This window comes from Microbacterium sp. NPDC058062 (assembly GCF_042885375.1).
GTDB lineage: Bacteria > Actinomycetota > Actinomycetes > Actinomycetales > Microbacteriaceae > Microbacterium > Microbacterium trichothecenolyticum_C.
In genome coordinates this window covers 960,755-983,620 of sequence record NZ_JBHVSC010000002.1, presented here as the reverse complement: position 1 = coordinate 983,620, position 22,866 = coordinate 960,755, and the positions used below count along the sequence as shown (strand labels likewise).

Here is a 22,866-nt window from a genome sequence, read left to right as displayed (position 1 = left end):
GTCAGCGCCCGTTCTTCGGGCGGGTCGAGACGTCGATGCGGTCCTGCGCACCGAGCGACGACCATGCGCTCGCGGTGCCCTTGGCCGCGTGCTCGGAGGCGCGCACTGCGCGCTCGTCGGCCCAGGCGTTGAGCACGTGGCCGGAGTGTCCGCGCACGTGCTCGAGCTCGACGTCGGGAAGCCCGGCGGCCCGCCGCGCGTCGCGCGCGACGATGAGCTGCTCGAGGATGTCGACGTTCTTCGTGGGCGCGCCCGTCGATGTCTTCCAGCCGCGGCGGCGGTGGCCGTCCATCCACTTCGTGTACGTGTCGATCGCGTACTTGGAGTCGGCCTGGATCACGAGGTTCGCGACGTCGCCGTGGTCCTCGATGGCCTTGAGCAGGCCCATGAGCTCGCCGACGTTGTTGGTGCCCGAGGGGATCGCGCCGGCTGCCCAGTGCCCGTCCTCGCCGACCCACGCCCACCCCGTCGGTCCGGGGTTGCCCTTGCAGGCTCCGTCGGTGGCAACGATGTAGCGGGTCGCGTCGGTCACTCGGGCAAGGCTACCCGGCCGGGGTCCCCTCCTCCGACCCGTCGCGCCCCGCCCGCCACTCGGCCGCGAGCTGCGGCATCCGTTCCGCGAGGTAGCGGAGGAAGTCCGCGATCTCGTGCGCCCGCGCGGCTGACGCCGGAGCCCCGGGGTTCTCGTCGGCGATCCGGTCGAGCGACGCCGCCAGGGTCCCGTACAGCGGTGCGTTCGCCGTGATCATGCCCGACCACGAGTCCTCGGCGAGATCGTAGCGGTCGCGCCGATCGCCGGGGCGCGAGAGCCGGTGGATGAGGCGCATCGAGACGAGGTAGCGCACCGCGCCCGACACGGCCGCCGCCGACACGCCGAGGCGGTCGGCGAGGTCGGCGGCGGTGTACCCCTCATCGGGCGAGCCGGCGAGGGCCATCATGACCCGCGCCGGCATGCGCGGCATGCCGACCGCGGTGAGCATCGCCGCAGCCTGCTCCGCCGCCTCGGCGCCGGGGTGCTCGTTCGTCATCGCGGTCGCCTACCCGGCCGAGGCCAGCTCGCGCCGCCGCATGAGGGCGAGGGATGCTGCCGCCCCGACTCCGACGGCGAGCACGAGCCACCACATCCCGCGCAGGTCCACTTCGCTGCCGCTCGGCACCGGCGCGACCGAGAACGGCGACAGGTTCGTCACCCATTCCGGGAGGCCGAGGAGCGGACCGAAGAGGCCGAAGACGATCGCGGCGGTGACGAGGGTCCACCCGAGCGGGATCGTCCACCGCGGGGCGATCGCGAAGACGAGAGCGGTGAGGACGAGGAACACGGATGCGGCGATCACCTGCCCCCACGCCGCGACGAACGCATCGCCGGTCAGGGCGGCACCGTTGTCGAGGTTCGCGGCGCCGGCCCACGCCCCGACGAACGCGGCGGCGCAGGTCAGGACGATCGCAATGAACCCCACCACGACGTAGTCGGCGAGCCACCGCACCCGCTGTACGGGGGTCGCGAGGACTGGCTCGGCCGTGCCGTGCGCCTCCTCCTGGCGAGCGCGGGCGACGGTCTGCACGCCGGCGCAGGCGGCGAGGAGCCCCACCATGGTGAAGAAGACGACGATGACCGCCTGCTCGAGGTCGGCCTCGGCCGAGAGCGCCTTGAGCATGTCGGCGACGGCCGGGTTGTCCGACCCCATCTCGTTCACGACCGCGCCGAGCGAGGTCGAGAGGGCCCCGGCGAAGAAGGCGCCCGCCATCCAGCCGATCGTCGATCCGGTGGCGAGGCGCGTGACCAGCGCCGTCGGCGTCGACAGGGTCGCGCCCGCGGCGGCGCGCCCCCGCCGCTCGGGCACGATGCTCGCGCCGAGGTCGCGCACGGTCTGGAGCGCCAGGGCCACCCCCGCCAGCACGACGAACGCGGCCAGGCAGAGGAACGCGGGCCACCACAGGTTCTCGTCGAAGGCGCGGGTGTTCTCGGCCCAGCCGAAGGGCGAGAGCCACGTCAGCCACGAGCTCTGCATGTGGGTGAGGTCGTCGCTCGGGGTGCCGAGGGCGTTCCCGATCCCGGCGATGAAGTAGGTGACGACGAGCACCCACACCGCCAGAGAGTTCGCTCCCCGCGACGTCCGCATGAGCTGTGCCGCCAGGAGCGCGACGCCGAGGTACGTCAGCCCGCCGCACGCGGCCGTGAACCCGGCGAGCCACGACCCCTCGGCGGGCGAGCCGCCGGCGAGGAAGGCGGCGGCCACGAGGATGCCCAGCACGACGTTGGCGAGCACGCCGTGGACGATCGTCGCGACCGTCGGCACGGCCCTGCCCGCCGTCGTCGCCGCGACGGGTTCGAGCCGCCCCGCCTCTTCGTCGCCACGCGTGTGACGCACGGCGAGGAACGTGCTCATGAACGCGGGCATCATCACAAGGAAGGGCATCAGCAGGAAGACGATGAACGCCTGCTCGCCCGGCCCGGAAGGCAGCCCGCGGAACAGCAGGATCACCGGGTTGGCCATGACGGTGGCGAGCAGCGCCGTGCGCTCCTGCTCGGTGCCGTAGGTGTTCGCCGCGCCGGAGAGCCCGGCGAACGCGAGCGCCATGGTGCCGAAGATCCACAGCGTCAGCTGCAGCCAGTCCCGCCGCAGCCGCTGCGCGAGCAGCGTCGACAGTCGCCTCATCGTCCGTTCCTCTCCAGCACGGCGAGGTCGTCGCCGTAGTGGCGCAGGAACAGCTCCTCGAGCGACGGCGGCGCGACGCGCAGCCCCGCCACCCCGAGGCGCGAGAGCTCGGGGAGGACACCCGAGACCTGATCGCTGTCGACCGTGAAACGCACGCGGCCGTCTTCGACCAGCGCGTCATGGGCCGCCGCGAGCGTGGCCACGGGCGCAGCATCCGTCCCCTCGAACGAGACCTCCGTGCGCGTGAGGTGACGCATGTCGGCGAGGGTGCCCGATTCGACCACGCGCCCGGCGCGGATGATCGAGACGCGACCGCACAGCTGCTCGACCTCGGAGAGGATGTGGCTCGACAGCAGCACGGTCGCCCCCGCGGCGTGGACGCGCGAGACCTCGCGGCGGAACATCACGTCCATCAGCGGGTCGAGGCCACTGGTCGGCTCGTCGAGGATGTAGAGGTCGGCGGGCACCGCGAACGCGGCGATGAGCGCCACCTTCTGCCGGTTGCCCTTCGAGTAGGCGCGGCCCTTCTTGCGCGGATCGAACTGGAACGCCTCCATGAGGCGCGCCTTCTCGTCGGCGTAGGCCTTGTCGTGGCGCGCGGCGCCGCGCAGGCGCGCGAGGAGGTCGATCGCCTCGCCGCCCGACAGGTTCGGCCACACGCTCACATCGCCGGGGATGTACGCGACGCGCCGGTGGATCTTGACGGCGTCGCGCCATGGCTGGAGACCGAAGACGGATGCCTCGCCCCCGGTCTTGCGCGCGAGTCCCAGCAGGATCCGGATCGTGGTGGACTTGCCCGCCCCGTTGGGTCCGAGGAACCCGTGCACCTGGCCCTCGTCGACGGCGAGGTCGAGTCCGTCGAGGGCGTGGACGCGGCCGTAGTGCTTGGTGAGGCCGCTCGTGCGGATGACTGTGGTCATGGCGCTGAAGCTACGCCGATTTCACAAAGTTATGAATACTCCTCACGCTTTCCTCACGGTGTCCCGTGCGGAGGCTGTTCAGGGCGTCGTGAATTCGATGAGATCGGCGCAGAAGTCGCGGCCCATCGTGTCGCTGCGCCCACGCGGGTGGTCGCCGATGAACTCGACGAAGTCGCCGTTCTCGTCCACCTCTACGGTGGCGGTGTTCGCGCCGGCGTCGTGGAACGCGACCCGGCCCAGATCGTCGGTCCAGAAGACGTTGAAGCGGTCCATGAACGTGACGGTGAGCCCTCCGATGTCGTTCGGCACGAGCCTCTGGTCCTTGCTGTTGACCCGCTGGTCGTAGTGGTACGCGAGGTCGGTGTCGACGTTCGTGTACGAGCCGACAAGCGTCGCGTTGTATCCGCCGTACTCCTGTCCCTGCCGCTCGGTGAGCCGGAACGAGCCGACCTCGTGCTCGACCCACTCCACCGGGAAGTGGAGCATGCCGTCGCAGAGGTCGGGATCGTGTGCGGTGAAGCTCTCCTGATGGAGCTCATCGAAGTGATCCACGTGGCCAGGTGCGGCGGACGCGGTGGCGGTCGCGCCCAGGCCGAGGATGACTCCCGATACGGCTGCGATCGTGGCGGCCGCCCGCATGTGCTTCATGGCAACTCCTTCGTTCAGCGCCCCGGTGATGCGGAAGCTACACCTGTCGGCCGCGCGCCGACATCGGGCGAAATCCCTACGGAGGTCGTTTGTATACGCATAACGCCGGAATGGCATCACCAGTAGGTGTGCGAGACATTTATGTATACACTGGCCGAGGTGTCGAACGAGGAGGTGATGCGAGTGCGGGCCAGTGACCGCGCATACGCGACCCTCCTCGACGAGATCCAGTCCGGCGTCCTGCGGCCCGGCGCCGTGCTCGGCGAGGTCGAGCAGGCCGCTCGTCTCGGCGTCAGCCGCACGCCGCTGCGTGAAGCGCTCGGCCGACTCGCGGCCGACGGGCTCGTCGCGCAGCAGTCGCCACGCGTCACCGTCGTCACCGCGATCGACGCCGACGACATCCGCGAGATCTTCGAGGTGCGCCGCGCTCTCGAGGAGTCCGCCGCGCGGCTCGCCGCAGAACGCGGAGAGGCCGCGGCCTTCGCGGAGCTCGCGCGCGAGTTCGCCCGGGTCGATCTCGACGGCCACGATGCGGGCGCGGACGGACGCGACGCCTACTACGCCCTCATCGCAGATTTCGACCTCGCCCTCGACGCCGCCGTCGCGAACGACTACCTCACCGCAGCCCTGCGCACGGTGCGCACGCATCTCGTCCGGGTGCGACGGCTCGCACGCGACAATCCCGCCCGGCTCGCCGCATCCGTCGCCGAGCACCGGCTGATCGCGGCGGCGATCTCTGCGCGCGACGCGGATCTCGCCGCCCACGCGACGCACGTCCACCTGCACAACGCGCTGCACAGCATCCTCGAATCCCTCACCGCCTCGACAAGCTCCGCGACCGGTGCACCCGCTGCCCCGGTCGCCGAGCCTGTCGAAGCGCGCCCCCGACTCTGAAAGGCCGGCCATGACCGTCATCCACCACCTCCGCGTCCACCGCAGCGACGAGCACCTCGCGCGCGAGGGGCAGCTCGCGTGGCACATCGCCGAAGTCGCCGCCGACCCCGTCGAGGTCGACGCGGATGTCGTCGACATGATCATCAACCGCGTCATCGACAACGCGGCGGTGGCGGCAGCATCCCTCACCCGTGCTCCCGTGAGCGCCGCACGCCAGCAGGCTCTCGACCACGCGGTGTCGGTCGGCGGCTCGGGGGCCACGGTGTTCGGCTGCGCGCTCGACCGCAAGACGAGCCCGGAGTGGGCGGCGTGGGCGAACGGCGTCGCGGTGCGTGAGCTCGACTACCACGACACGTTCCTCGCGGCCGACTACTCGCACCCGGGCGACAACATCCCGCCGATCATCGCGGTCGCGCAGCACGTCGGCGCCGACGGCGCCGCGCTCGTGCGCGGCCTCGCGACGGGCTACGAGATCCAGATCGACCTCGTGCGCGCCATCAGCCTGCACAAGCACAAGATCGACCACGTCGCCCACCTCGGCCCGTCGGCCGCGGCCGGCATCGGCACCCTCCTCAGCCTCGACGTCGAGACGATCTACCAGGCCGTCGGCCAGGCGCTGCACACCACGACCGCAACGCGCCAGTCCCGCAAGGGCGAGATCTCGACGTGGAAGGCGCACGCCCCCGCGTTCGCGGGCAAGATGGCGGTCGAGGCCGTTGACCGCGCGATGCGCGGCGAGACCTCGCCGAGCCCCATCTACGAGGGCGAGGACGGCGTCATCGCCTGGCTGCTGGACGGACCGGATGCCGCGTACGAGGTGCCGCTGCCCGGTCAGGGCGAGCCCAAGCGGGCCATCCTCGACTCGTACACGAAGGAGCACTCGGCCGAGTACCAGGCGCAGGCGTGGATCGACCTGGCGCGCAAGCTCCACGGCGAGCACCCGGAGCTCACCGACCCGGCACGCGTCGAGGAGATCGTGCTCCACACGTCGCACCACACGCACTACGTCATCGGCTCGGGCGCGAACGACCCGCAGAAGTACGACCCCACCGCATCCCGCGAGACGCTCGACCACTCGATCCCGTACATCTTCGCGGTCGCGCTCCAGGACGGCGGCTGGCACCACGTCGACTCGTACCTGCCCGCGCGGGCAGGGCGTGAGGACACGGTCGCGCTGTGGCACAAGATCACGACGGCCGAGGATGAGGAGTGGACCCGCCGCTACCACTCGGAGGACCCGGACGAGAAGGCGTTCGGCGGCCGCGTCGAGATCCGCCTGACCAACGGCGAGACGATCGAGGACGAGATCGCCGTCGCCGACGCGCACCCGCTCGGCGCCCGGCCCTTCGTCCGCGAGGACTACGTCCGCAAGTTCCGGCTGCTGGCCGAGCCCGTGCTCTCGGCCGACGAGATCGAGCGCTTCCTCGACCTCGCGCAGCGCCTGCCGGAGCTGACGGCCGAAGAGGTGCAGCAACTCTCGATCGTCGCCGAGTTCGGCGTGCTCGCCGCAGCGCCGGCCCCGAAGGGCCTCTTCTGATGCTGTACTCCCCCATCCCCCCGCACGAGAAGCGGCGGCTGTTCCGCGAGCGGCTCGCGAGCGGTGAGCTGCTGCGGTTCCCCGGCGCGTTCAATCCGCTGAGCGCCCGGCTCATCGAGCGCAAGGGCTTCGAGGGCGTGTACATCTCGGGCGCCGTGCTCAGCGCCGACTTGGGCCTGCCCGACATCGGCCTGACGACCCTCACCGAGGTCGCCGCGCGCGGCCAGCAGATCGCGCGGATGACCGACCTGCCCGCGATCATCGACGCCGACACCGGGTTCGGCGAGCCGATGAACGTCGCCCGCACGATCCAGACCCTCGAGGACGCGGGCCTGGCCGGCACGCACATCGAAGACCAGATCAACCCGAAGCGGTGCGGTCACCTCGACGGCAAGGCCGTGGTCGACGAGGACACCGCGATCAAGCGCATCCGGGCGGCGGCCGACGCGCGCCGCGACCCGAACTTCCTCATCATGGCCCGGACGGACATCCGCGCCGTGGAGGGGATGGATGCCGCGATCGACCGTGCGAAGGCGCTCGTGGACGCGGGGGCCGATGCGATTTTCCCCGAGGCGATGCGCACGCTCGAGGAGTTCGCCGCGATCCGCGCCGCCGTGGACGTGCCGATCCTCGCCAACATGACCGAGTTCGGGAAGTCGGAGCTCTTCTCGGTCGACCAGCTGCAGAGCGTCGGCGTCAACATCGTGATCTGGCCGGTCTCACTCCTGCGGATCGCGATGGGCGCAGCATCCCGCGCTCTCGATACGCTCATCGACGACGGACACCTCACGTCCAAGCTCGGCGAGATGCAGCACCGCGCCGACCTCTACGACCTCATCGACTACGAGCACTACAACCACTTCGACCAGGACGTCTTCAACTTCCAGATCCAGCGCTGAGTCACTGACCCGAAGGAGCAGTCATGACCGAACCCGACATCAAGAAGGGCCTCGCCGGCGTCGTCGTGGACTACACGGCGGTCTCGAAGGTCAACCCCGAGACGAACTCGCTGCTGTACCGCGGCTACCCCGTTCAGGAGCTCGCCGCGACCCAGCCGTTCGAGGCCGTCGCCTACCTGCTGTGGCACGGCGAGCTGCCGACCGACGTGCAGCTCGCGCAGCTGCGCGCGACCGAGCGCGCCTACCGTCACCTGCCCGCCGACGTGCGCGCCGCCATCGACCTCGTGCCGATCGACGCGCATCCGATGGACGAGGTGCGCACCGCGGTCAGCCTCATCGGCGCGCGCGACCTCTCCGGCACCGGCTCGGTGCTCGAGGTGAGCGGGAGCGAGGAGGAGAACCTGGCGCGCAGCATCCGACTCTTCGCCATGCTCCCCGCCATCGTCGCCTACGGTCAGCGCCGCCGTCGTGGCCTGCAGCCCGTGGCACCGCGCGACGACCTCGACTACGCCGCGAACTTCCTCTGGATGACGTTCGACGAGACGGCCGACGACGTCGTCGTCGACGCCTTCAACCGCTCGATGATCCTGTACGCCGAGCACTCGTTCAACGCCTCGACGTTCACGGCGCGCGTCGTGACGTCGACCCTCAGCGACCTCTACTCGGCGGTCGTCGCGGCGATCGGCGCGCTCAAGGGCCCGCTGCACGGCGGGGCGAACGAGGCCGTGCTGCACATCTTCGACGAGATCGGCACCGCCGACAACGTCGGGCCGTGGCTCGATCAGGCGCTCGCCGAGAAGCGCAAGATCATGGGCTTCGGACACCGCGTGTACAAGAAGGGCGACTCGCGGGTGCCCACCATGAAGGCGGCGCTCGACACCCTCGTCGAGCACTACGACCGACCCGATGTGGCCGCGCTCTACGAGACGCTCGAGAGCGAGTTCGTGAGCCGCAAGGGCATCTACCCGAACCTCGACTACCCGTCGGGCCCGGCGTACAACCTCATCGGGTTCGACACGCTCACCTTCACGCCGCTGTTCGTGGCGGCGCGCGTCACCGGCTGGACCGCCCACATCATGGAGCAGCTCGCCTCGAACGCGCTCATCCGCCCGCTGTCGGAGTACAACGGCCCGGACGAGCGCCACATCGAGGGCTACGTGGCGGATGCTGCGCACCTGGCCGCCGCCGACCGTGAAGAGGAAGCCGCGGGGTGAGGCCGTGAGCCTCTGGTTCGGCGACATCGCCGCGATCGACCTTTCGGCGATGGCGCCGGGCACACTCATCGAGAACCTCGGCATCGAGATCGTCGAGATCCGCGACGACGCGCTGGTCGGACGGATGCCGGTGGACCACCGCTCCGTGCAGCCCGCGGGTGTGCTCCACGGCGGGGCATCGGTCGCGCTCGCCGAGACGCTCGCGTCGTGGGCCGGCTACCTCGCCGTGGACCGTGAGCGGTTCCACGTCGTGGGCATGGAGATCAACGCCAACCACCTTCGCCCGATCTCGTCCGGCTGGGTCATCGGCACGGTCACGGCGATCAACGTGGGGCGTCGCGTGCACGTGTGGGAGATCCGGATCGCCGACGAGGCCGGGCGCCTCGTGTGCGTCTCCCGCTGCACGCTCGCGGTCATCGAGCAGCGCAGCACCTACACGACTCCCGACGCGCGCGCCTGATTCCGGATGCCTCGATCCCCGCGCGTGCGGTGGGTCGAGGCATCCGTCATCCGTGCCTTGCCGCCCCCGGCGAAACTCGGAGATCCGGTGGGAATCGGACGGAACACGGGCGCATCGTCCGAGTCCCGCGGGATCACCGATCCTCGCAGGTCGCCGCGTGGCAGGGTCAGAACGGCGGGCTCGTGTACAGGGACGTGGAGCAGCCGACCTCGCCGGGTTCGAGCGAGATCCGCCGGAAGTCGGGGTACGTGATCGCACCAGACGCGTCGCGGAAGACCAGGACGCACTCGCGCTCGGCGGGAATGCCGACGGCCGCCACGATGCCGCCGTCTGCAGCCTCGGTCTCGATGCGGACGTGCTCCTGCGGGTAGGCGTCACGGAGTGACCGATCGACCTCTTCGGCCGTCGCGCCGGCGGCGACGATCGCGGCGATGCGTTCTGCGTCGGCCTGAGTGAGCTCGGGACGGGGTGCCGGGGTCGGCCGGGGCGGCGCCGGACCGTCGGGACACGGGATCTCCGACCGGCGCGCCTCTTCGTACTGCTGCCACTCCAGCCGGAAGCACCGCGTCGTCGATCCGGCGCTCCACGACTCGCCGAAGAGCTGCGTCGACGACGTGGCATCGACCTGGGCGGTGACCCTGATGTCGATCGTGGCGCTGCTGCCGGCCGACTCGCCCGACCAGGCGAGCGGTTCGACGACGGCTGTGCCGGAACCGGCCGGCACAGGTCCTTCCGGCACCCACCACGCGACCATCTCGAGCAGCGTGATCTCGGGGGAGTTGGCGGAGTGCGACCCGATCTCGGCCGCGGCTGCTTCCGCGGCGTGCTGGGCGCGGGTATCGCCACTGCTCAACGGCTCCGCGGCGCAGCCGGCGAGCGCGATCGACAGCCCGACCGCGAGGACGGCGGAGGCGCGCACCCGCTGCGCAGTGGCCGGTGTGGTCGGCGAACCGGGAGTGCCGGGGCTGCGGTCGATCATCGGCCCGATTCTGTCGTGCCGTCGACCGAGGCGGCCAGATCTCTGTCGAGTATCGACAATCAGCATCCCGCGTGACGTCGCCGGCGCGGCGCGCAGCATTCCTCCTCGAATGCGTCAGGTGCTGTGTGTTGTTGCGGGAGTGGTGCCGCGCGCGGCGACGGGGCGGTCCTCCACGTGCTCGAGGACGAAGTAGAAGGCGCGGCCGCGATCGTCGGTGTCGCGGCCGGTCATGACGCCGAACACGACGCCGGGCCCGAGCCGCACGAAGTGGTCGATGATCGGCTGGCCGTCGTAGACCATCGACGCCGTGGTGACGCCGTCGTGCACGATGGTGCGCAGCGTCGCGCCGCCGCGGGCGAGGCCCGCGTCGGCGACGAGCGTGCCGTCGTCGGTTCCGCACACGATGGGCGCGACGTCGTCGTCCGAGCGGAAGAGCTTGCCGTACCACCGGCTGCGCTCGAGCAGCCTCCCGGCGCGATGGTCGCGGGTCGCGGCCCAGCCGCGCCAGAGCCCGCGCAGCTCCGCCGTCCGGACCGGGGGGAGCGAACGCCACAGCGCCGCGAGGTCGTCGTCGGGCACGCCGTCGCGGAGCCGCTCGACCAGAGGGCGGGCGGATGCTGCGGCCGCAGCATCCGTCACCATCTCCATCTCGAGCACGGGCTTGATGACCCGTCCTGCGCGGGCGTCGGCGATCGCGGCCTGCGCGTCGGCGAACGCGTACGTGCCGATGAGGCGCTCGACCGGGAGCCGGCCCGCGCGCCACAGCGCAGCCAGCAGCGGCACGTCGCGGGCGACGTCGGCGTCGCCCTCGATCACACCGGTGAGGGTGCGGCCCCACAGCAGGCGCGACTGCGACACGGTCACCGGGTTGGCGCCCGGCTTGAGCGCCACGGTGGCGGCGATGCCGCGCGGCGCGACGACGGCGAGAGCGGCGTCGATCGAGGACTGCGTGCCGGCGGTGTCGAGCACGTGGCTGAACGACGGGGCGGGACGCTGCGCCGCGAGGTCATGGGGGGAGAGCGCCTCGGTCGCGCCCACCTCGAGGGCGAGAGCGCGGCGCGCCCCGACCGGGTCGCTCACGACGATGCGCGTGACGCCCCGGTGCGCCGCAGCCATGACCGCCGCGAGCCCGGTGGTTCCGGCGCCCAGCACGAGAAGCGTGTCGCCGGGAGACGGGCGCAGCACGTTGAGCACGGTGCCGGCGCCGGTCAGGATGCCGCAGCCCAGCGTCGCGGCCACCGCCCAGGGCACGTCGTCGCCGATCGGCACCGCGCTCGACTCGTGCACGACGACGCGCGTCGCCCAGGACGACTGGGCCATCCACCCGGTGGTGACGCGCTCGCCGCCCTCGGCGGCCGCATCGGAGCGCGGGGCGTAGTTGAGCTCGGCGAAGCGGTCGCAGTACGCGGAGTGGCCGTCGCGGCACGGGCCGCACGCGCCGCACGAGCCGAAGCCGAGCACGACCCGGTCGCCGGGCCGCACGCGCGTGACCTCCGCGCCGACGGCTTCGACGATGCCCGCGCCCTCGTGGCCGAAGACCGCGGGGAAGCGGTCGCCTGCCCCGCCGTCGATGCCGAACAGGTCGGTCGGGCAGACACCCGACGCCATCACTCGGACGACGAGTTCGCGCGGGTCGGGGGAGCGCAGGGTAACGTCCGCGAGCGCGACGGATCCGCCGCGCTCACGGACGAGCGCGGCCACAGCAGCTGTCATGGCCTACGCGGGGGTCAGCTCGCGGTCGGCTGCGCGCAGCGCGACCTTGTTGACCTTGCCGCCGGCGTTGCGCGGGAGGGCCGGCACGACGACCAGCGCCTTGGGCTGCTTGAAGCGCGCGAGCTTGTCGCTCAGCCACGCCTGCAGCTCGTCGATCGTGAGCTCCTCGCCCGGTGCCAGCGCGACCGCCGCGACCGGGACCTCGCCCCAGCGCTCGTCGGCGCGACCGTAGATCGCGGCGTCGAGGATCTTCGGGTGGGCGAACAGCACGTTCTCGACCTCGGCGCAGTAGATGTTCTCGCCGCCGGAGATGATCATGTCCTTCTTGCGGTCGACGACCCACACGAAGCCTTCTTCGTCCTGGCGGACGAGGTCGCCGGAGTGGAACCAGCCGCCCTCGAAGGCCTCCGCGGTCTCGGCGGGCTTGCGCCAGTAGCCCTTCATCAGGTTGGGCCCGCGGTACAGGATCTCGCCCACCTCGCCGCGTTCGACGTCGTTCATCTCGTCGTCGACGACGCGGTACTGCAGCGTCGGGATCGGCCGGCCGACGGATCCGAGCTTGCGCAGTGAGTCCTCGCCGCTGAGCGCGCAGGTGATGGGGGTCATCTCGGTCTGGCCGAACACCGCGACGTTGATCGCTCGTGGGAAGCTGTCGCTCATCTGGCGCAGCAGGGTGTCGGAGGCGGGCGCCGCGCCCCAGCTGATGATGCGCAGGTGCAGGTCGCGGTGGGCGATCGTCGGGTCGGCGCAGATCACTTGCCACTGCTGCGGCACGTTGAAGACGATCGTGGCCTTCTCCTGCTCCCACGCGTCGAGCAGTTCCGTCGGGTTGAACGCGCCGAGCGGGTGGATCACGGTGACGATGCCGATGACGAAGTTCGGCGCGATCGACCCGAGGCCCGCGATGTGGAACAGCGGGGCGGTCATGAACGAGATGTCGTCTTCGCCGAACACCTGGTTCACGCGCAGCAGGGTGAGACTCTGCGCGAAGAGGTTGACGTGATCGAGCATCGCGCCCTTCGGGCGGCCCGTGGTGCCGGACGTGTACATGATCAGGCAGGTGGTGTCTTCGGGCACGTCGGGAGCCTCGAAGCCGGCCGGGTCCTCGGCGACGAGGTCGGCCCAGGCCTCCTGGCCCTCGCCCGGGTCGCCGATCACGATGACCTTCTTGATGCGGTCGGTGATCTGGGCGACCGCCCCGACGAGGGGAGCCAGGGGTGCCTCGACGATGAGCACGTCGGCGTCGGCGTCGTCGACGATGTAGGCGATCTCGGGGGGTGTGAGGCGGATGTTGATCGGCACGGCGATGGCGCCGAGGCGGTTGACGCCGAACACCGAGAGCACGACCTCGGGCCGGTTGAGGGTCAGCAGCAGCACGCGGTCGCCGAAGCCGACGCCGCGTCGTGCGAGAGCGGCGGCGAACGCGTCCATGCGCTCCGCGGCCTGGCGCCAGGTGGTCGTCTCGCCGAGGAAGCGGAAGGCTGCGGCCTCCGGCTTCATCTGGGCGTGCGTCGCGAGCTGGTTCATCCAGTGGTTGCGCCGCGCGGATGCGGGGATCGCGGTGGGGGCGGAGTCGTTCATCGGGTGGCCTCTCGTCACGTCATCGTCAACGGATGCCGCGACCCTGCGGCACCGGTGGCTCGTGTCGAGTATGGCAGGCGTGGCGCCCGTTGTCACCACTTTTGTTAATCAAGATTCACATCGGTCCGTCCGGAGGAAGTGAACAGCGCCTCGCGTTCGGGACCCGAGCCCGAGGCCGCGAGTAGGCTGTCCGCATGCCCGCTGCCGCGCCACCCGCCTCACGCACGAGGCCGCGGGACCGCAAGCGCCGCATCGAGGAGGCCGCCGCCCTCGCCTTCGCGCAGAACGGCTATCACGCCGTCGCCATGCAGGACATCGCGTCAGCGGTCGGCATCTCGGCGCCCGCCCTGTACCGGCACTTCCCGAACAAGTACGCGCTGTTCGTGCAGACCGCGTTCACCATCGCGCATCGTCTCATCGAAGACACCGACGCGGCCGCCGCGCTCCCGCTCGACTCGCCCGACGAGGCGCACGCGGCCCTCGACGCCCTCGTCGACGCGGTCATCGCGACCACCGTCGAGCTCCGCGCGACCGGCGGGATCTACCGGTGGGAGGGGCGCTACCTCGAGCACGACGACCGCGAGCTGCTCACCTCCGAGTTTCGCCTCCTCCGCCAGCGGTTCGAGACGGCGCACGTCGTCTACCGACCCGACGTCGACGAGACCGACCGCCGGCTGCTCGTCCTCGGCGCACTGAGTGCGGTCGCGAGCATCACGGCGCATCGCACGGTGGTCGGCGCCAGGGCCTTGCGCAGCCTCCTGGCGGGCGCCGCGTGGCGCGCGCTCGACGGCTCGCTTCCGGCTCCCGACGCGGTGACCGCGACGGATGCTGCGCCCCCGCCTCCGCCCGACGACGAAACCGCCTCCGAGCAGGGCCGCCGGGCGCGCCTCATCGACGCCGCGATCCGCCAGTTCGCCGCGCGCGGCTACAACGAGGTCACCATCGAGGACGTCGCGGTCGAGGTCGACCTCACGCCGTCGGGCGTCTACCGCCACTTCGACGGCAAGTCCGCGCTGCTGCTGGCCGCGTGCGATCGGGCCGCGGTGGAGCTCGAGCGCGCAGCGCTGCACGCACGGGAGTCGGCCTCCTCGCCCGAGGATGCGCTGCGCCGCCTCTGCCGCGCGTACGTCGACCACACGTTCTCGCACCTCGCGCTGATGCGCATCTACTTCTCCGAGATCGGCAACCTTGCGCCCGAGGAACAGCGGCGCCTGCGCGCGATGCAGCGGGCGCACATCGCGGATTGGGCGGCGCTGCTGCAGGCCGTGCGTCCCGAACTCGGCGGGCGCGAGGCATCCGTCCTCGTCCATGCCGGGCTGGGCGTGGTCGCCGACCAGGCGCCGCTGCTCACGGTGCGCGACGACGCCGCCGCTGCGCGGCTGACGCGCCTGGTCGAGATCGTGCTGGGCATCGACGCACGCTGACGCCCCGCGGTCGGGTCAGCGCGCCTTGCCGTGGAGCATCGGGATCATGCGCTCGACCATGTGCATGTCCTTGGGGGAGCGCTCGAGCGTCAGCAGGTTGAGCGCCGCCTTGCGGGTCTGGCGCGCGATCGACTTCGGCACGCTGAACTCGCGCAGGCCGTCGGCGCCGTGGATGCGGCCGAAGCCCGACCCCTTGACGCCGCCGAACGGGAGTGCGCCGATCGCCGCGAAGCCGAGCACCGAGTTGATCGTGACGACGCCGGCGCGCAGCTGCGCGGCGACGCGCTCGCCCTTCTTCGCGTCCTTCGTGAAGACGGCGGCGCCGAGTCCGTACTCGGTCGCGTTGGCGCGCGCGACGGCTTCGTCGAGGTCGGCGACGGCATTGATGACCACGGTCGGTCCGAAGGTCTCTCGCTGCACGGCGTCGGAGTCCTCGGGGACGTCGACGAGCACGATCGGCGACACCGTGCGGTCGGTGACCGACTCGGGGCCGCCGAACACCGCCGTGCCGCCGCGCGCGAGGGCGTCCTCGACGTGGGCGGAGACGACATCCGTCTGCGTGGCGAGGGTCATCGGCCCGTACGTCGGGGCGTCGCCGGTCACGACGATGCGCTTCGCTCGTTCGACGACCTTGTCGACGAGTGCATCGCGCACGCGCTGCTCGACGTAGACGCGCTCGACGCCCACGCACGTCTGACCCGCGTTGCCGAGAGCGCCGAACGCGATGAAGTCGGCCGCGGCGTCGAGGTCGGCATCCGTCGCGACGATCAGCGCGTCCTTGCCGCCGCACTCGGCGACGAGCGGGGTGAGGGTCTCAGAGCATGCCGCCATGACCTTCTTCGCGCTGGCGGTCGAGCCGGTGAACGCGACCTTGTCGACACCTGCCCGCACCAGGTCCGCGCCGGTCGCCCTGCCGCCGGTGACGACCTGGAGCACCGGGCGGTCGCACACCTCGCGCCACTTGTCGGCGACCCACACGGCGGTGCCGGGCGTCAGCTCGCTCGGCTTGAAGACGACGGCGTTGCCCGCTGCGAGCGCATACGAGATCGAGCCCATCGGCGTATAGAACGGGTAGTTCCATGGGCCGATCACGCCGACCACGCCGTAAGGCACGTACCCGAGCGTCGCGTGCTGGTTGTAGTTGACGAGCCCCGCCTTGACCTTGCGCCTCTTGAGCACCGGCTCCGCGTTCTTCGCCGCCCAGTCGAGGTGGCCGAGCGTGAGCATCACCTCGAGGAGGGCATCGCCGTCGGGCTTGCCGGTCTCGCGCGCGATCATCGCCGCCAGCGCCTTGGCGTCACGCGCGATGGCGGCCTTGAACGCGATCAGCACGCGCCGGCGCTCGGAGAACGAGAGTCCCGCCCACCACGCCCCTGCTTCGCGGGCGCGATCGACGGTGCGCCGCACGTCGTCGGCGGACGCTACGGGGTACGAGGCGATCGGGCTGCCGTCGCGGGGATCGGTGGTGGTGAGGACGGACGTGCTGTCGTCGTGCAGGAGGGTCATGTCGGGTCATTTCCATCTCGTCGCCGAGACTCGTCATTGAGGGCGGGAAGTGAATGGTGATTCACAGTATCGTCGCCGTGTTCGCGCCGCAAGGGTCCGCGCGAAGATTTTCGAATCCTGGTTAGAATGTGAGGAACGAGAGGGGTCCGGGTGTCGCAGAGCAGCGAGGACGGCGCGACGGCGAAATCGCAGCGCACGCGTCAGCGCATCCTCGACGCCGCGGCCCAGGTGCTCAGCCGCAAGGGCTACGCCGGGACGCGGCTCACCGACGTCGCCGACGTCGCCGGCGTGCAGGCCCCCGCGATCTACTACTACTTCGGCTCGCGCGACGACCTCGTGGAAGAGGTCATGTGGGCCGGCGCGCACCGCGTGCGCGTGCACGTCGAAGAGGTGATCGCCGCGCTGCCCGACGACGCGACGCCCCTCGACCGGATCCTCGCGGCGGTCGACGCGCACCTGCGCTACGAGCTGCAGATCTCGGACTACACGACGGCATCCGTGCGCAACGCCGGGCAGGTGCCCGAGCACCTCCGTGTGCGCCCCGCCGCCGAAGAGGCGTCCTACAGCCGCATCTGGCGCGACCTCTTCCACGCCGCGCAGGATGCCGGCCAGCTCCGCGCCGACCTCGACATCAACATCTTCCGCCTGCTGCTGCTGGGCTCGATGAACTGGGCCGTGGAGTGGTGGAACCCCCGCACCCGCAGCCTCGACGACCTCGTCCGCCAGACCCAGGACCTCGTCCGCCACGGCGCCGGCGCCTGACCCGCCCCGTCGTCCTCGCAGCCCTTCTCAACCTCGCCCGCGAGGATCGGAGATCCCGCGAGAATCGGCCGGATGCGCAGCATCCATCCGGCTTCCGCGGGATTTCCGACTCTCACGCGACCCGGTGCAGCCCCTGGGCGACGGCCCGCATGATCAGGTCCTGCACTTCATGCCAGCGGTTCACGACCTGCCCGCGGCCGACGCGGATCACGTGGTAGCCCAGCAAGGCGAGTTCGGCGTCGTGGCGGATGTCCTCCTCGCGCTGCGGGCCGACGTGAGTGCCGCCGTCGACCTGCAGGACGAGACGGTCGCCGATGAGGAAGTCCACGCGGTGGCCGGCGATCCAGATCTGCTGCCGGATGGGCAGCCGCAACCAGCGCAATCGGGGGATGACGGGCGACTCGAGCCCCGAATCCGACCACGCGCTCGCTTCGGCACACAGCCTCCGCGCCGCGGGCGGCAATGCCAGCCTTTCCAGAGCCTGCTTCGCGACCATTCCACGCCGCAGCGCGGACTCCCAGATCGCCAGCGCTTCCTCGTACGGCCGGCACTGCGCGACGAGCACCAGGACGTTCTCGATGGGGTCGACGAGGGTATCCGGATGCCTCGGCACAGCGGGGCTCGCCCAGTGCAGGTGAGCCCGCGCGATGCGGCGTCGCCCACCCGCCGGCACCGCGAGGTGCGGCATGAGCTCGGTGACCTGCCAGAGCCCGAGCCGCCGCGCGGCGGTGATGCAGGTGAGCACTGCTCCCGCCTCGGTGGCAGCGCACAGTTCTGGATCCGTCCCGGGAAGAGTCAGCCAGCTGCGGCCGACCCGCTCGAGCACACCGTCCGCCACCAGACGCGAGCGCGTGTGCTCGCTGATGCCGTGCGTCTCCAAGGTGCGAGTGCGGGCTATCCCGCCCAGGGAACGAAGGATCTCCACGGCCTGATGCACGATGCGAGCCTGATGCGTCCGGCCCGGCCGCGCGCGGTGGGTCGCCGCATCTGTGAACAGATCGTCGTGAGGGCGGCCCGGGGAGGACAGGCCAGCGTGACTGTGTCGGTGGTGAGACGCGGAGTTCCCGCGAGATTCGGCCGGGGACGCGGCATCCGTCCGATCTTCGCGGGATCTCCGATCGTCGCCTGCCCCGGTCCGCGCGGGGGGAGACACGGATCGGGACAGGCGGGCGGGACGGATGCTGCGGCCCGCAGCATCCGGGTCGGAGAGCGTCCGTCAGGCGAACAGCGACAGGCGCTGCGACAGCACCTCGTGGGCCTGCGACACCGTGCGGCGGACGACCTCGCCCGCGGGCGGGATGTCGTGGATCAGGCCCTGCACCTGGCCCACGGTCCAGATGCCCGCGTCGAGGTCGCCGTTCTCGAAGACCTTGCGGCCGCGGGCACCGGCGACGAGGTCGCGCACGTCGGGGAACTGGCCGCCGTCAGCGAGGATGCGCACCACCTCGTCCGACACCGCGTTCTTCGCGACGCGCGCGGTGTTGCGCAGCGACCGGAAGATGAGGTTCGTGTCGAGCTCGCTCGCCTCGACGATGCGCTCCTTCACCGCCTGCGAAACGGGCGACTCCTCGGTGCACATGAACCGCGAGCCCATGTTCACGCCGTCGGCGCCGAGCACGAGCGCCGCCGCGAGACCACGGCCGTCGGCGAACCCTCCGGAGGCGATGAACGGGATGCTGAGGGCATCGGCCGCGGCCGGGATCAGCACGAGCCCCGGCACGTCGTCTTCACCAGGATGTCCGGCGCACTCGAACCCGTCGATGGAGACCGCCGTGACCCCGACCTTCTCGGCCTTGAGGGCGTGCCGCACCGACGTGCACTTGTGGATGACCCGCACTCCGTGGTCGCGGAACATGTCCATGTGCGGCTCGGGGTTCGCGCCCGCCGTCTCGACGATCGTCACGCCCGCGTCGATGATGGCGCGGCGGTACTCGTCGTACGGCGGCGGGCTGATCGACGGCAGGATCGTGAGGTTCACGCCGAACGGCTTGTCGGTCAGCGTCCGCGCGCGCTCGATCTCGTGCACGAGATCGGCCGGCGTCGGCTGGGTCAGGGCGGTGATCATGCCGAGGCCGCCCGCTTCCGAGACCGCGGCGGCGAGTTCGGCGCGGCCGACCCACATCATGCCGCCCTGCACGACCGGGTGCTCGATGCCGAGCGCCTCGGTGAACCGCGTCCGCAGCTTCGGGGCTGTCGCCACCGTCGACTCACTCATACGTCTCACCCGCCTCCGCCTTGGCGATGAGCGATGCCGGCGGCAGGAACCGGTCGCCGTACCGCTCGGCGAGTTCGCGGGACCGGGCGATGAAGCCGTCCAGTCCGCCCTCGTACTGGTTCACGTACTGCAGCACGCCTCCCGTCCACGCCGGGAACCCGATGCCGTAGATCGACCCGATGTTGGCGTCGGGCACCGAGGTGAGCACGCCGGCGTCGAGGCACGCGATGGTGTCGAGGGCCTCGGCGAACAGCATCCGTTCCTGCAGGTCCTCGAAGGGGAGCACCGTGCGCCCCGAGCCGTACTTCTCGCGCAGGCCGGGCCAGATGCCCACTCGCCTGCCCGACTCGTCGTACTCGTAGAAGCCGCCGCCGGCGCGCCGCCCGGGGCGTTCGGCGTCGACGACCATCCAGTCCATGACGGCCTCCGACGGGTGCTCGACCCAGGTGCCGCCCTCGGCCTCTTCGGCCGCGCGCGTCTCGAGGCGGATCTTCCGCGAGAGCGAGATGGTCAGCTCGTCGAGGAGCTGCAGCGCGCCCGCCGGGTATCCGGCCTGCAGCGCCGCCTGCTCGACGGACGCGGGCTCGACGCCTTCGCCGACCGCGGCCACCGCCTCGGCGATGAACCGGCCGATGACGCGGGACGTGAAGAAGCCGCGGGCGTCGTTGACGACGATCGGCGTCTTGCGGATCTGCTGGACGTAGTCGAACGTCTTCGCGAGCACCTCGTCGCTGGTGCGCTCGCCGCGGACGATCTCGACGAGCGGCATCTTGTCGACGGGGGAGAAGAAGTGGATGCCGATGAAATCGTCGGTGCGCTCGACTCCCTCGGCGAGCAGCGTGATCGGCAGCGTCGAGGTGTTCGAGCCGAGCACCGCGTCGGGCTCGACGAGGTGCTGGATCTCCTGGAACACGCCCTGCTTGACGGGCACCGATTCGAACACGGCCTCGATCACGAAGTCGACGCCGGCGAAGTCGGCGGGGTCGGCGGTCGGCGTGATGCGCGCCAGCAGCGCCTCTGACTTCGACGTCGTGGTGCGCCCTCGCGCGAGCGCCTTGTCCTCCAGCGCCCGGGAGTAGTCCTTGCCCTTCTCCGCCGCCTCGAGCGTGACGTCCTTCAGCACCACGTCGATGCCCGCCTTCGCCGACACGTACGCGATCGCCGCGCCCATCATGCCTGCCCCGATGACACCGACCTTCTTCGCCTGGTACTTCGGGAGCGGCTGCCCGGTCCCTGAGCTCGTCGAAGGGCGCGACCCCCCGGCGTTGATGTGCCCGAGATCGAAGAAGAACGCCTTGATCATGTTCTTCGCGACCTGGCCGTGGGTGAGCTCGACGAGGTAGCGGGTCTCGACCTTCGACGCCGTCTCGAAATCGACGTAGGCGCCCTCGACCGCCGCGGCCATCGCGGCGCGCGGCGCGGGCAGCGGTGCGCCCTTCAGCTGCTTGCGCAGCGAGGCCGAGAACGCCGGCAGTGCGCCCGCGAGCGACGGCGAGTTCGGCGCACCGCCGGGGATGCGGAAGCCCTTCAGGTCCCACGGCTTCACGGGCGCCGGGTTCGCGGCGATCCACAGCTTCGCGGCGGGCACCAGCTCCTCGGGAGTCGCGACGAGCTCGTCGACGATGCCCACCGCGAGGGCGTCCGACGGCGAGAACTTCGTCGCCGGCAGGATGACGTCGGTCAGCGCCTTCTGCAGTCCGAGCATGCGCACCAGGCGTGTGATGCCGCCACCGCCCGGCAGGAGGCCGAGCGACACCTCGGGCACGCCGAACTGCGCGCCGCGCACGTCGGCGGCGATGCGGTGGTGCGCCGCGAGGGCGACCTCGAGGCCGCCGCCCAGCGCCGTACCGTTCATGGCCGCGACCACGGGCTTGCCGAGCACCTCGAGCCGGCGCATGTCGGCCTTGACGGCGTCGATGTGGGCCGTCTCCTCCGCTGCCCGGGAGGGGTCGGCGGCGCGCAGCAGGTTGAGGTCGCCGCCGGCGAACCAACTCTTCTTCGCCGACACCAGGATGACGCCGCGGATGTCGTCGCGCTCGGCTTCGAGCCGGTCGGCGGTCGCCTTCAGCGCCGCGACGAAGTGCGGATTCATGGTGTTGACGCTGCTGCCGGGATCGTCGAGGGTGATGACGACGTCGCCGTCGGCATCCTGCTCCCACGCGTACCCCTGGTACACGGTCGTGTCGTCGATCGTGGTGCTCATAGGTGTTCTCTTCTCAAGTCGGTTCAGACGGATGCCGCGGGCTCAGACCCGCTCGATGACGGTGGCGATGCCCATGCCGGCGCCGACGCACAGCGTCGCGAGACCGCGCTTCTGGTCGCGGCGCTCGAGCTCGTCGAGGAGGGTGCCGAGGATCATGGCGCCGGTCGCGCCCAGGGGGTGGCCGAGCGCGATGGCCCCGCCGTTGACGTTGACCTTGTCGTGCGGGATGTCGAGGTCCTTCATCCACTTCATGACGACGGCGGCGAACGCCTCGTTGAGTTCGAAGAGATCGATATCGGATGCTGCGAGCCCCGCCCGCTCGAGCGCCTTGAGCGTCGCCGGGGTCGGGCCGGTGAGCATGATCGTCGGCTCCGAGCCGGTGACGGCGGTAGACACGATGCGCGCACGCGGGGTGAGTCCGAGCCGCTCGCCGGCCTCCTTGCTGCCGATGAGCATGAGCGCGGCGCCGTCGACGATGCCCGACGAGTTGCCTGCGGTGTGGACGTGGTCGATGCGCTCGACGGCGTGGTACTTCTGCGTCGCGACGGCGTCGAAGCCGGCGTTCTCGCCGAGCGCGGCGAAGGCGGCGGGCAGGTTGCCCAGCCCGGACGTGTCGGGGCGGCGGTGCTCGTCGGTGTCGAGCAGCGTCACGCCGTTCTGGTCCCGCACCGGCACGACGGATCCTTCGAACCGTCCCTCGCGCCACGCGGTGTCGGCACGGCGCTGCGACTCGGCGGCGTACGCGTCGACGTCGTCGCGCGAGAAGCCCTCGAGGGTCGCGATGAGGTCGGCGCCGATGCCCTGCGGCACGAAGTAAAGGTCGTAGTTGGTGGTCGGGTCCTGCGCGTAGGCGCCGCCGTCCGAGCCGATCGGCACGCGCGACATCGACTCCACGCCGCCGGCGAGCACCAGGTCCTCGAAGCCGGAGGCCACCTTCTGCGCCGCCACGTTGACGGCCTCGAGGCCCGACGCGCAGAAGCGGTTGAGCTGCACGCCGGCCACCGTCTCGGGCAGTCCCGCGACGAGGGCCGCCGTGCGGGCGATGTCGCCGCCCTGCTCGCCGATGGGCGACACCACGCCGAGCACGATGTCGTCGATGAGCGCGGGGTCGACCCCGGGGTTGCGCTCGAGGACCGCGTGGATGAGCCCCACGACGAGGTCCACGGGCTTGGTGCCGTGCAGCGCGCCGCCGCGGTTCTTGCCGCGCGGGGTGCGCACGGCGTCGTAGATGTATGCGTCAGCCATGTGGCCTCT

Annotated in this window: 20 protein-coding genes; 7 read left to right on the top strand and 13 right to left on the bottom strand. The window is 71.0% G+C overall.

Features of this window, described 5'->3' with window-relative positions:
- Position 1: 1 nt before the first annotated feature.
- The 5 genes from ACFVSU_RS09150 to ACFVSU_RS09130 form a co-directional block, all read right to left on the bottom strand.
- Positions 2 to 532: a ribonuclease H gene (locus ACFVSU_RS09150; RefSeq protein ID WP_387141179.1), complete on the bottom strand. Its 531-nt coding sequence runs from the start codon at positions 530 to 532 to the stop codon at positions 2 to 4.
- 10 nt (positions 533 to 542) lie between these two features.
- Positions 543 to 1,028, bottom strand: coding sequence for a GbsR/MarR family transcriptional regulator (locus tag ACFVSU_RS09145; RefSeq protein ID WP_387141175.1), 486 nt, complete (start codon positions 1,026 to 1,028; stop codon positions 543 to 545).
- Between the two features lie 9 nt (positions 1,029 to 1,037).
- Positions 1,038 to 2,657, bottom strand: coding sequence for an ABC transporter permease (locus ACFVSU_RS09140; RefSeq protein WP_387141172.1), 1,620 nt, complete (start codon positions 2,655 to 2,657; stop codon positions 1,038 to 1,040).
- Entirely contained in the window at positions 2,654 to 3,577 is a 924-nt protein-coding gene (locus tag ACFVSU_RS09135; RefSeq protein WP_387141169.1) for an ATP-binding cassette domain-containing protein, read from the bottom strand. Before ACFVSU_RS09135 ends, ACFVSU_RS09140 begins: the two co-directional genes overlap by 4 nt.
- 78 nt (positions 3,578 to 3,655) lie before the next feature.
- A complete protein-coding gene (locus ACFVSU_RS09130) occupies positions 3,656 to 4,225 on the bottom strand; it encodes a hypothetical protein (RefSeq protein ID WP_387141167.1) in 570 nt (189 codons plus the stop codon).
- A gap of 183 nt (positions 4,226 to 4,408) precedes the next feature.
- Here ACFVSU_RS09130 and ACFVSU_RS09125 point away from each other — a divergent pair, with 183 nt between their 5' ends.
- Genes ACFVSU_RS09125 through ACFVSU_RS09105 form a run of 5 tightly spaced genes read left to right on the top strand, consistent with a single transcriptional unit; the run spans position 4,409 to position 9,229 of the window.
- A complete protein-coding gene (locus ACFVSU_RS09125) occupies positions 4,409 to 5,119 on the top strand; it encodes a GntR family transcriptional regulator (RefSeq protein WP_387141319.1) in 711 nt (236 codons plus the stop codon).
- 10 nt (positions 5,120 to 5,129) lie between these two features.
- A complete protein-coding gene (locus tag ACFVSU_RS09120; protein ID WP_387141164.1) occupies positions 5,130 to 6,656 on the top strand; it encodes an MmgE/PrpD family protein in 1,527 nt (508 codons plus the stop codon).
- Positions 6,656 to 7,555 carry a methylisocitrate lyase gene (gene prpB / locus ACFVSU_RS09115; protein ID WP_387141161.1) on the top strand — a complete coding sequence of 300 codons (900 nt, stop codon included), beginning with the start codon at positions 6,656 to 6,658 and terminating at the stop codon, positions 7,553 to 7,555. Before ACFVSU_RS09120 ends, prpB begins: the two co-directional genes overlap by 1 nt.
- Positions 7,556 to 7,578: 23 nt before the next feature.
- Positions 7,579 to 8,769 (top strand): bifunctional 2-methylcitrate synthase/citrate synthase, encoded by a 1,191-nt coding sequence (locus ACFVSU_RS09110; RefSeq protein WP_387141158.1) that lies wholly within the window; start codon positions 7,579 to 7,581, stop codon positions 8,767 to 8,769.
- Positions 8,770 to 8,773: 4 nt separating this feature from the next.
- Positions 8,774 to 9,229 (top strand): hotdog fold thioesterase, encoded by a 456-nt coding sequence (locus ACFVSU_RS09105; protein WP_387141155.1) that lies wholly within the window; start codon positions 8,774 to 8,776, stop codon positions 9,227 to 9,229.
- A gap of 166 nt (positions 9,230 to 9,395) precedes the next feature.
- Here ACFVSU_RS09105 and ACFVSU_RS09100 read toward each other — a convergent pair whose 3' ends face one another.
- The 3 genes from ACFVSU_RS09100 to ACFVSU_RS09090 form a co-directional block, all read right to left on the bottom strand.
- Complete coding sequence (locus ACFVSU_RS09100; RefSeq protein ID WP_387141152.1) at positions 9,396 to 10,208, bottom strand: hypothetical protein; 813 nt, start codon at positions 10,206 to 10,208, stop codon at positions 9,396 to 9,398.
- Between the two features lie 114 nt (positions 10,209 to 10,322).
- A complete protein-coding gene (locus ACFVSU_RS09095) occupies positions 10,323 to 11,921 on the bottom strand; it encodes an alcohol dehydrogenase catalytic domain-containing protein (protein ID WP_387141149.1) in 1,599 nt (532 codons plus the stop codon).
- Positions 11,922 to 11,924: 3 nt separating this feature from the next.
- On the bottom strand, positions 11,925 to 13,502 hold the full coding sequence (locus ACFVSU_RS09090; protein WP_387141146.1) for a long-chain-fatty-acid--CoA ligase: 1,578 nt from the start codon (positions 13,500 to 13,502) through the stop codon (positions 11,925 to 11,927).
- A gap of 194 nt (positions 13,503 to 13,696) precedes the next feature.
- On the opposite strand from ACFVSU_RS09090, the gene ACFVSU_RS09085 reads away from it, so the two are divergent.
- A complete protein-coding gene (locus ACFVSU_RS09085) occupies positions 13,697 to 14,926 on the top strand; it encodes a TetR/AcrR family transcriptional regulator (RefSeq protein ID WP_387141143.1) in 1,230 nt (409 codons plus the stop codon).
- Between the two features lie 15 nt (positions 14,927 to 14,941).
- Here ACFVSU_RS09085 and ACFVSU_RS09080 read toward each other — a convergent pair whose 3' ends face one another.
- Positions 14,942 to 16,432 (bottom strand): aldehyde dehydrogenase family protein, encoded by a 1,491-nt coding sequence (locus tag ACFVSU_RS09080; RefSeq protein ID WP_387141140.1) that lies wholly within the window; start codon positions 16,430 to 16,432, stop codon positions 14,942 to 14,944.
- A 150-nt stretch (positions 16,433 to 16,582) separates the two neighbouring features.
- Here ACFVSU_RS09080 and ACFVSU_RS09075 point away from each other — a divergent pair, with 150 nt between their 5' ends.
- Positions 16,583 to 17,194, top strand: a complete 612-nt coding sequence (locus tag ACFVSU_RS09075) for a TetR/AcrR family transcriptional regulator (protein WP_310286134.1) — start codon at positions 16,583 to 16,585, stop codon at positions 17,192 to 17,194.
- 112 nt (positions 17,195 to 17,306) lie between these two features.
- Here ACFVSU_RS09075 and ACFVSU_RS09070 read toward each other — a convergent pair whose 3' ends face one another.
- The 4 genes from ACFVSU_RS09070 to ACFVSU_RS09055 all read right to left on the bottom strand — a co-directional run bounded on the left by ACFVSU_RS09070 (position 17,307) and on the right by ACFVSU_RS09055 (position 22,857).
- Complete coding sequence (locus ACFVSU_RS09070; RefSeq protein ID WP_387141137.1) at positions 17,307 to 18,074, bottom strand: endonuclease domain-containing protein; 768 nt, start codon at positions 18,072 to 18,074, stop codon at positions 17,307 to 17,309.
- Positions 18,075 to 18,410: 336 nt separating this feature from the next.
- The gene (locus tag ACFVSU_RS09065) at positions 18,411 to 19,409 is read right to left on the bottom strand and encodes an NAD(P)H-dependent flavin oxidoreductase (protein WP_387141134.1); all 999 of its coding nucleotides are present in this window, start codon (positions 19,407 to 19,409) and stop codon (positions 18,411 to 18,413) included.
- Positions 19,402 to 21,612 carry a 3-hydroxyacyl-CoA dehydrogenase NAD-binding domain-containing protein gene (locus tag ACFVSU_RS09060; protein WP_387141131.1) on the bottom strand — a complete coding sequence of 737 codons (2,211 nt, stop codon included), beginning with the start codon at positions 21,610 to 21,612 and terminating at the stop codon, positions 19,402 to 19,404. The genes ACFVSU_RS09065 and ACFVSU_RS09060 overlap by 8 nt, the downstream gene beginning before the upstream one ends.
- 42 nt (positions 21,613 to 21,654) lie before the next feature.
- Complete coding sequence (locus tag ACFVSU_RS09055) at positions 21,655 to 22,857, bottom strand: acetyl-CoA C-acetyltransferase (protein WP_310249275.1); 1,203 nt, start codon at positions 22,855 to 22,857, stop codon at positions 21,655 to 21,657.
- Between the last annotated feature and the right edge of the window lie 9 nt (positions 22,858 to 22,866).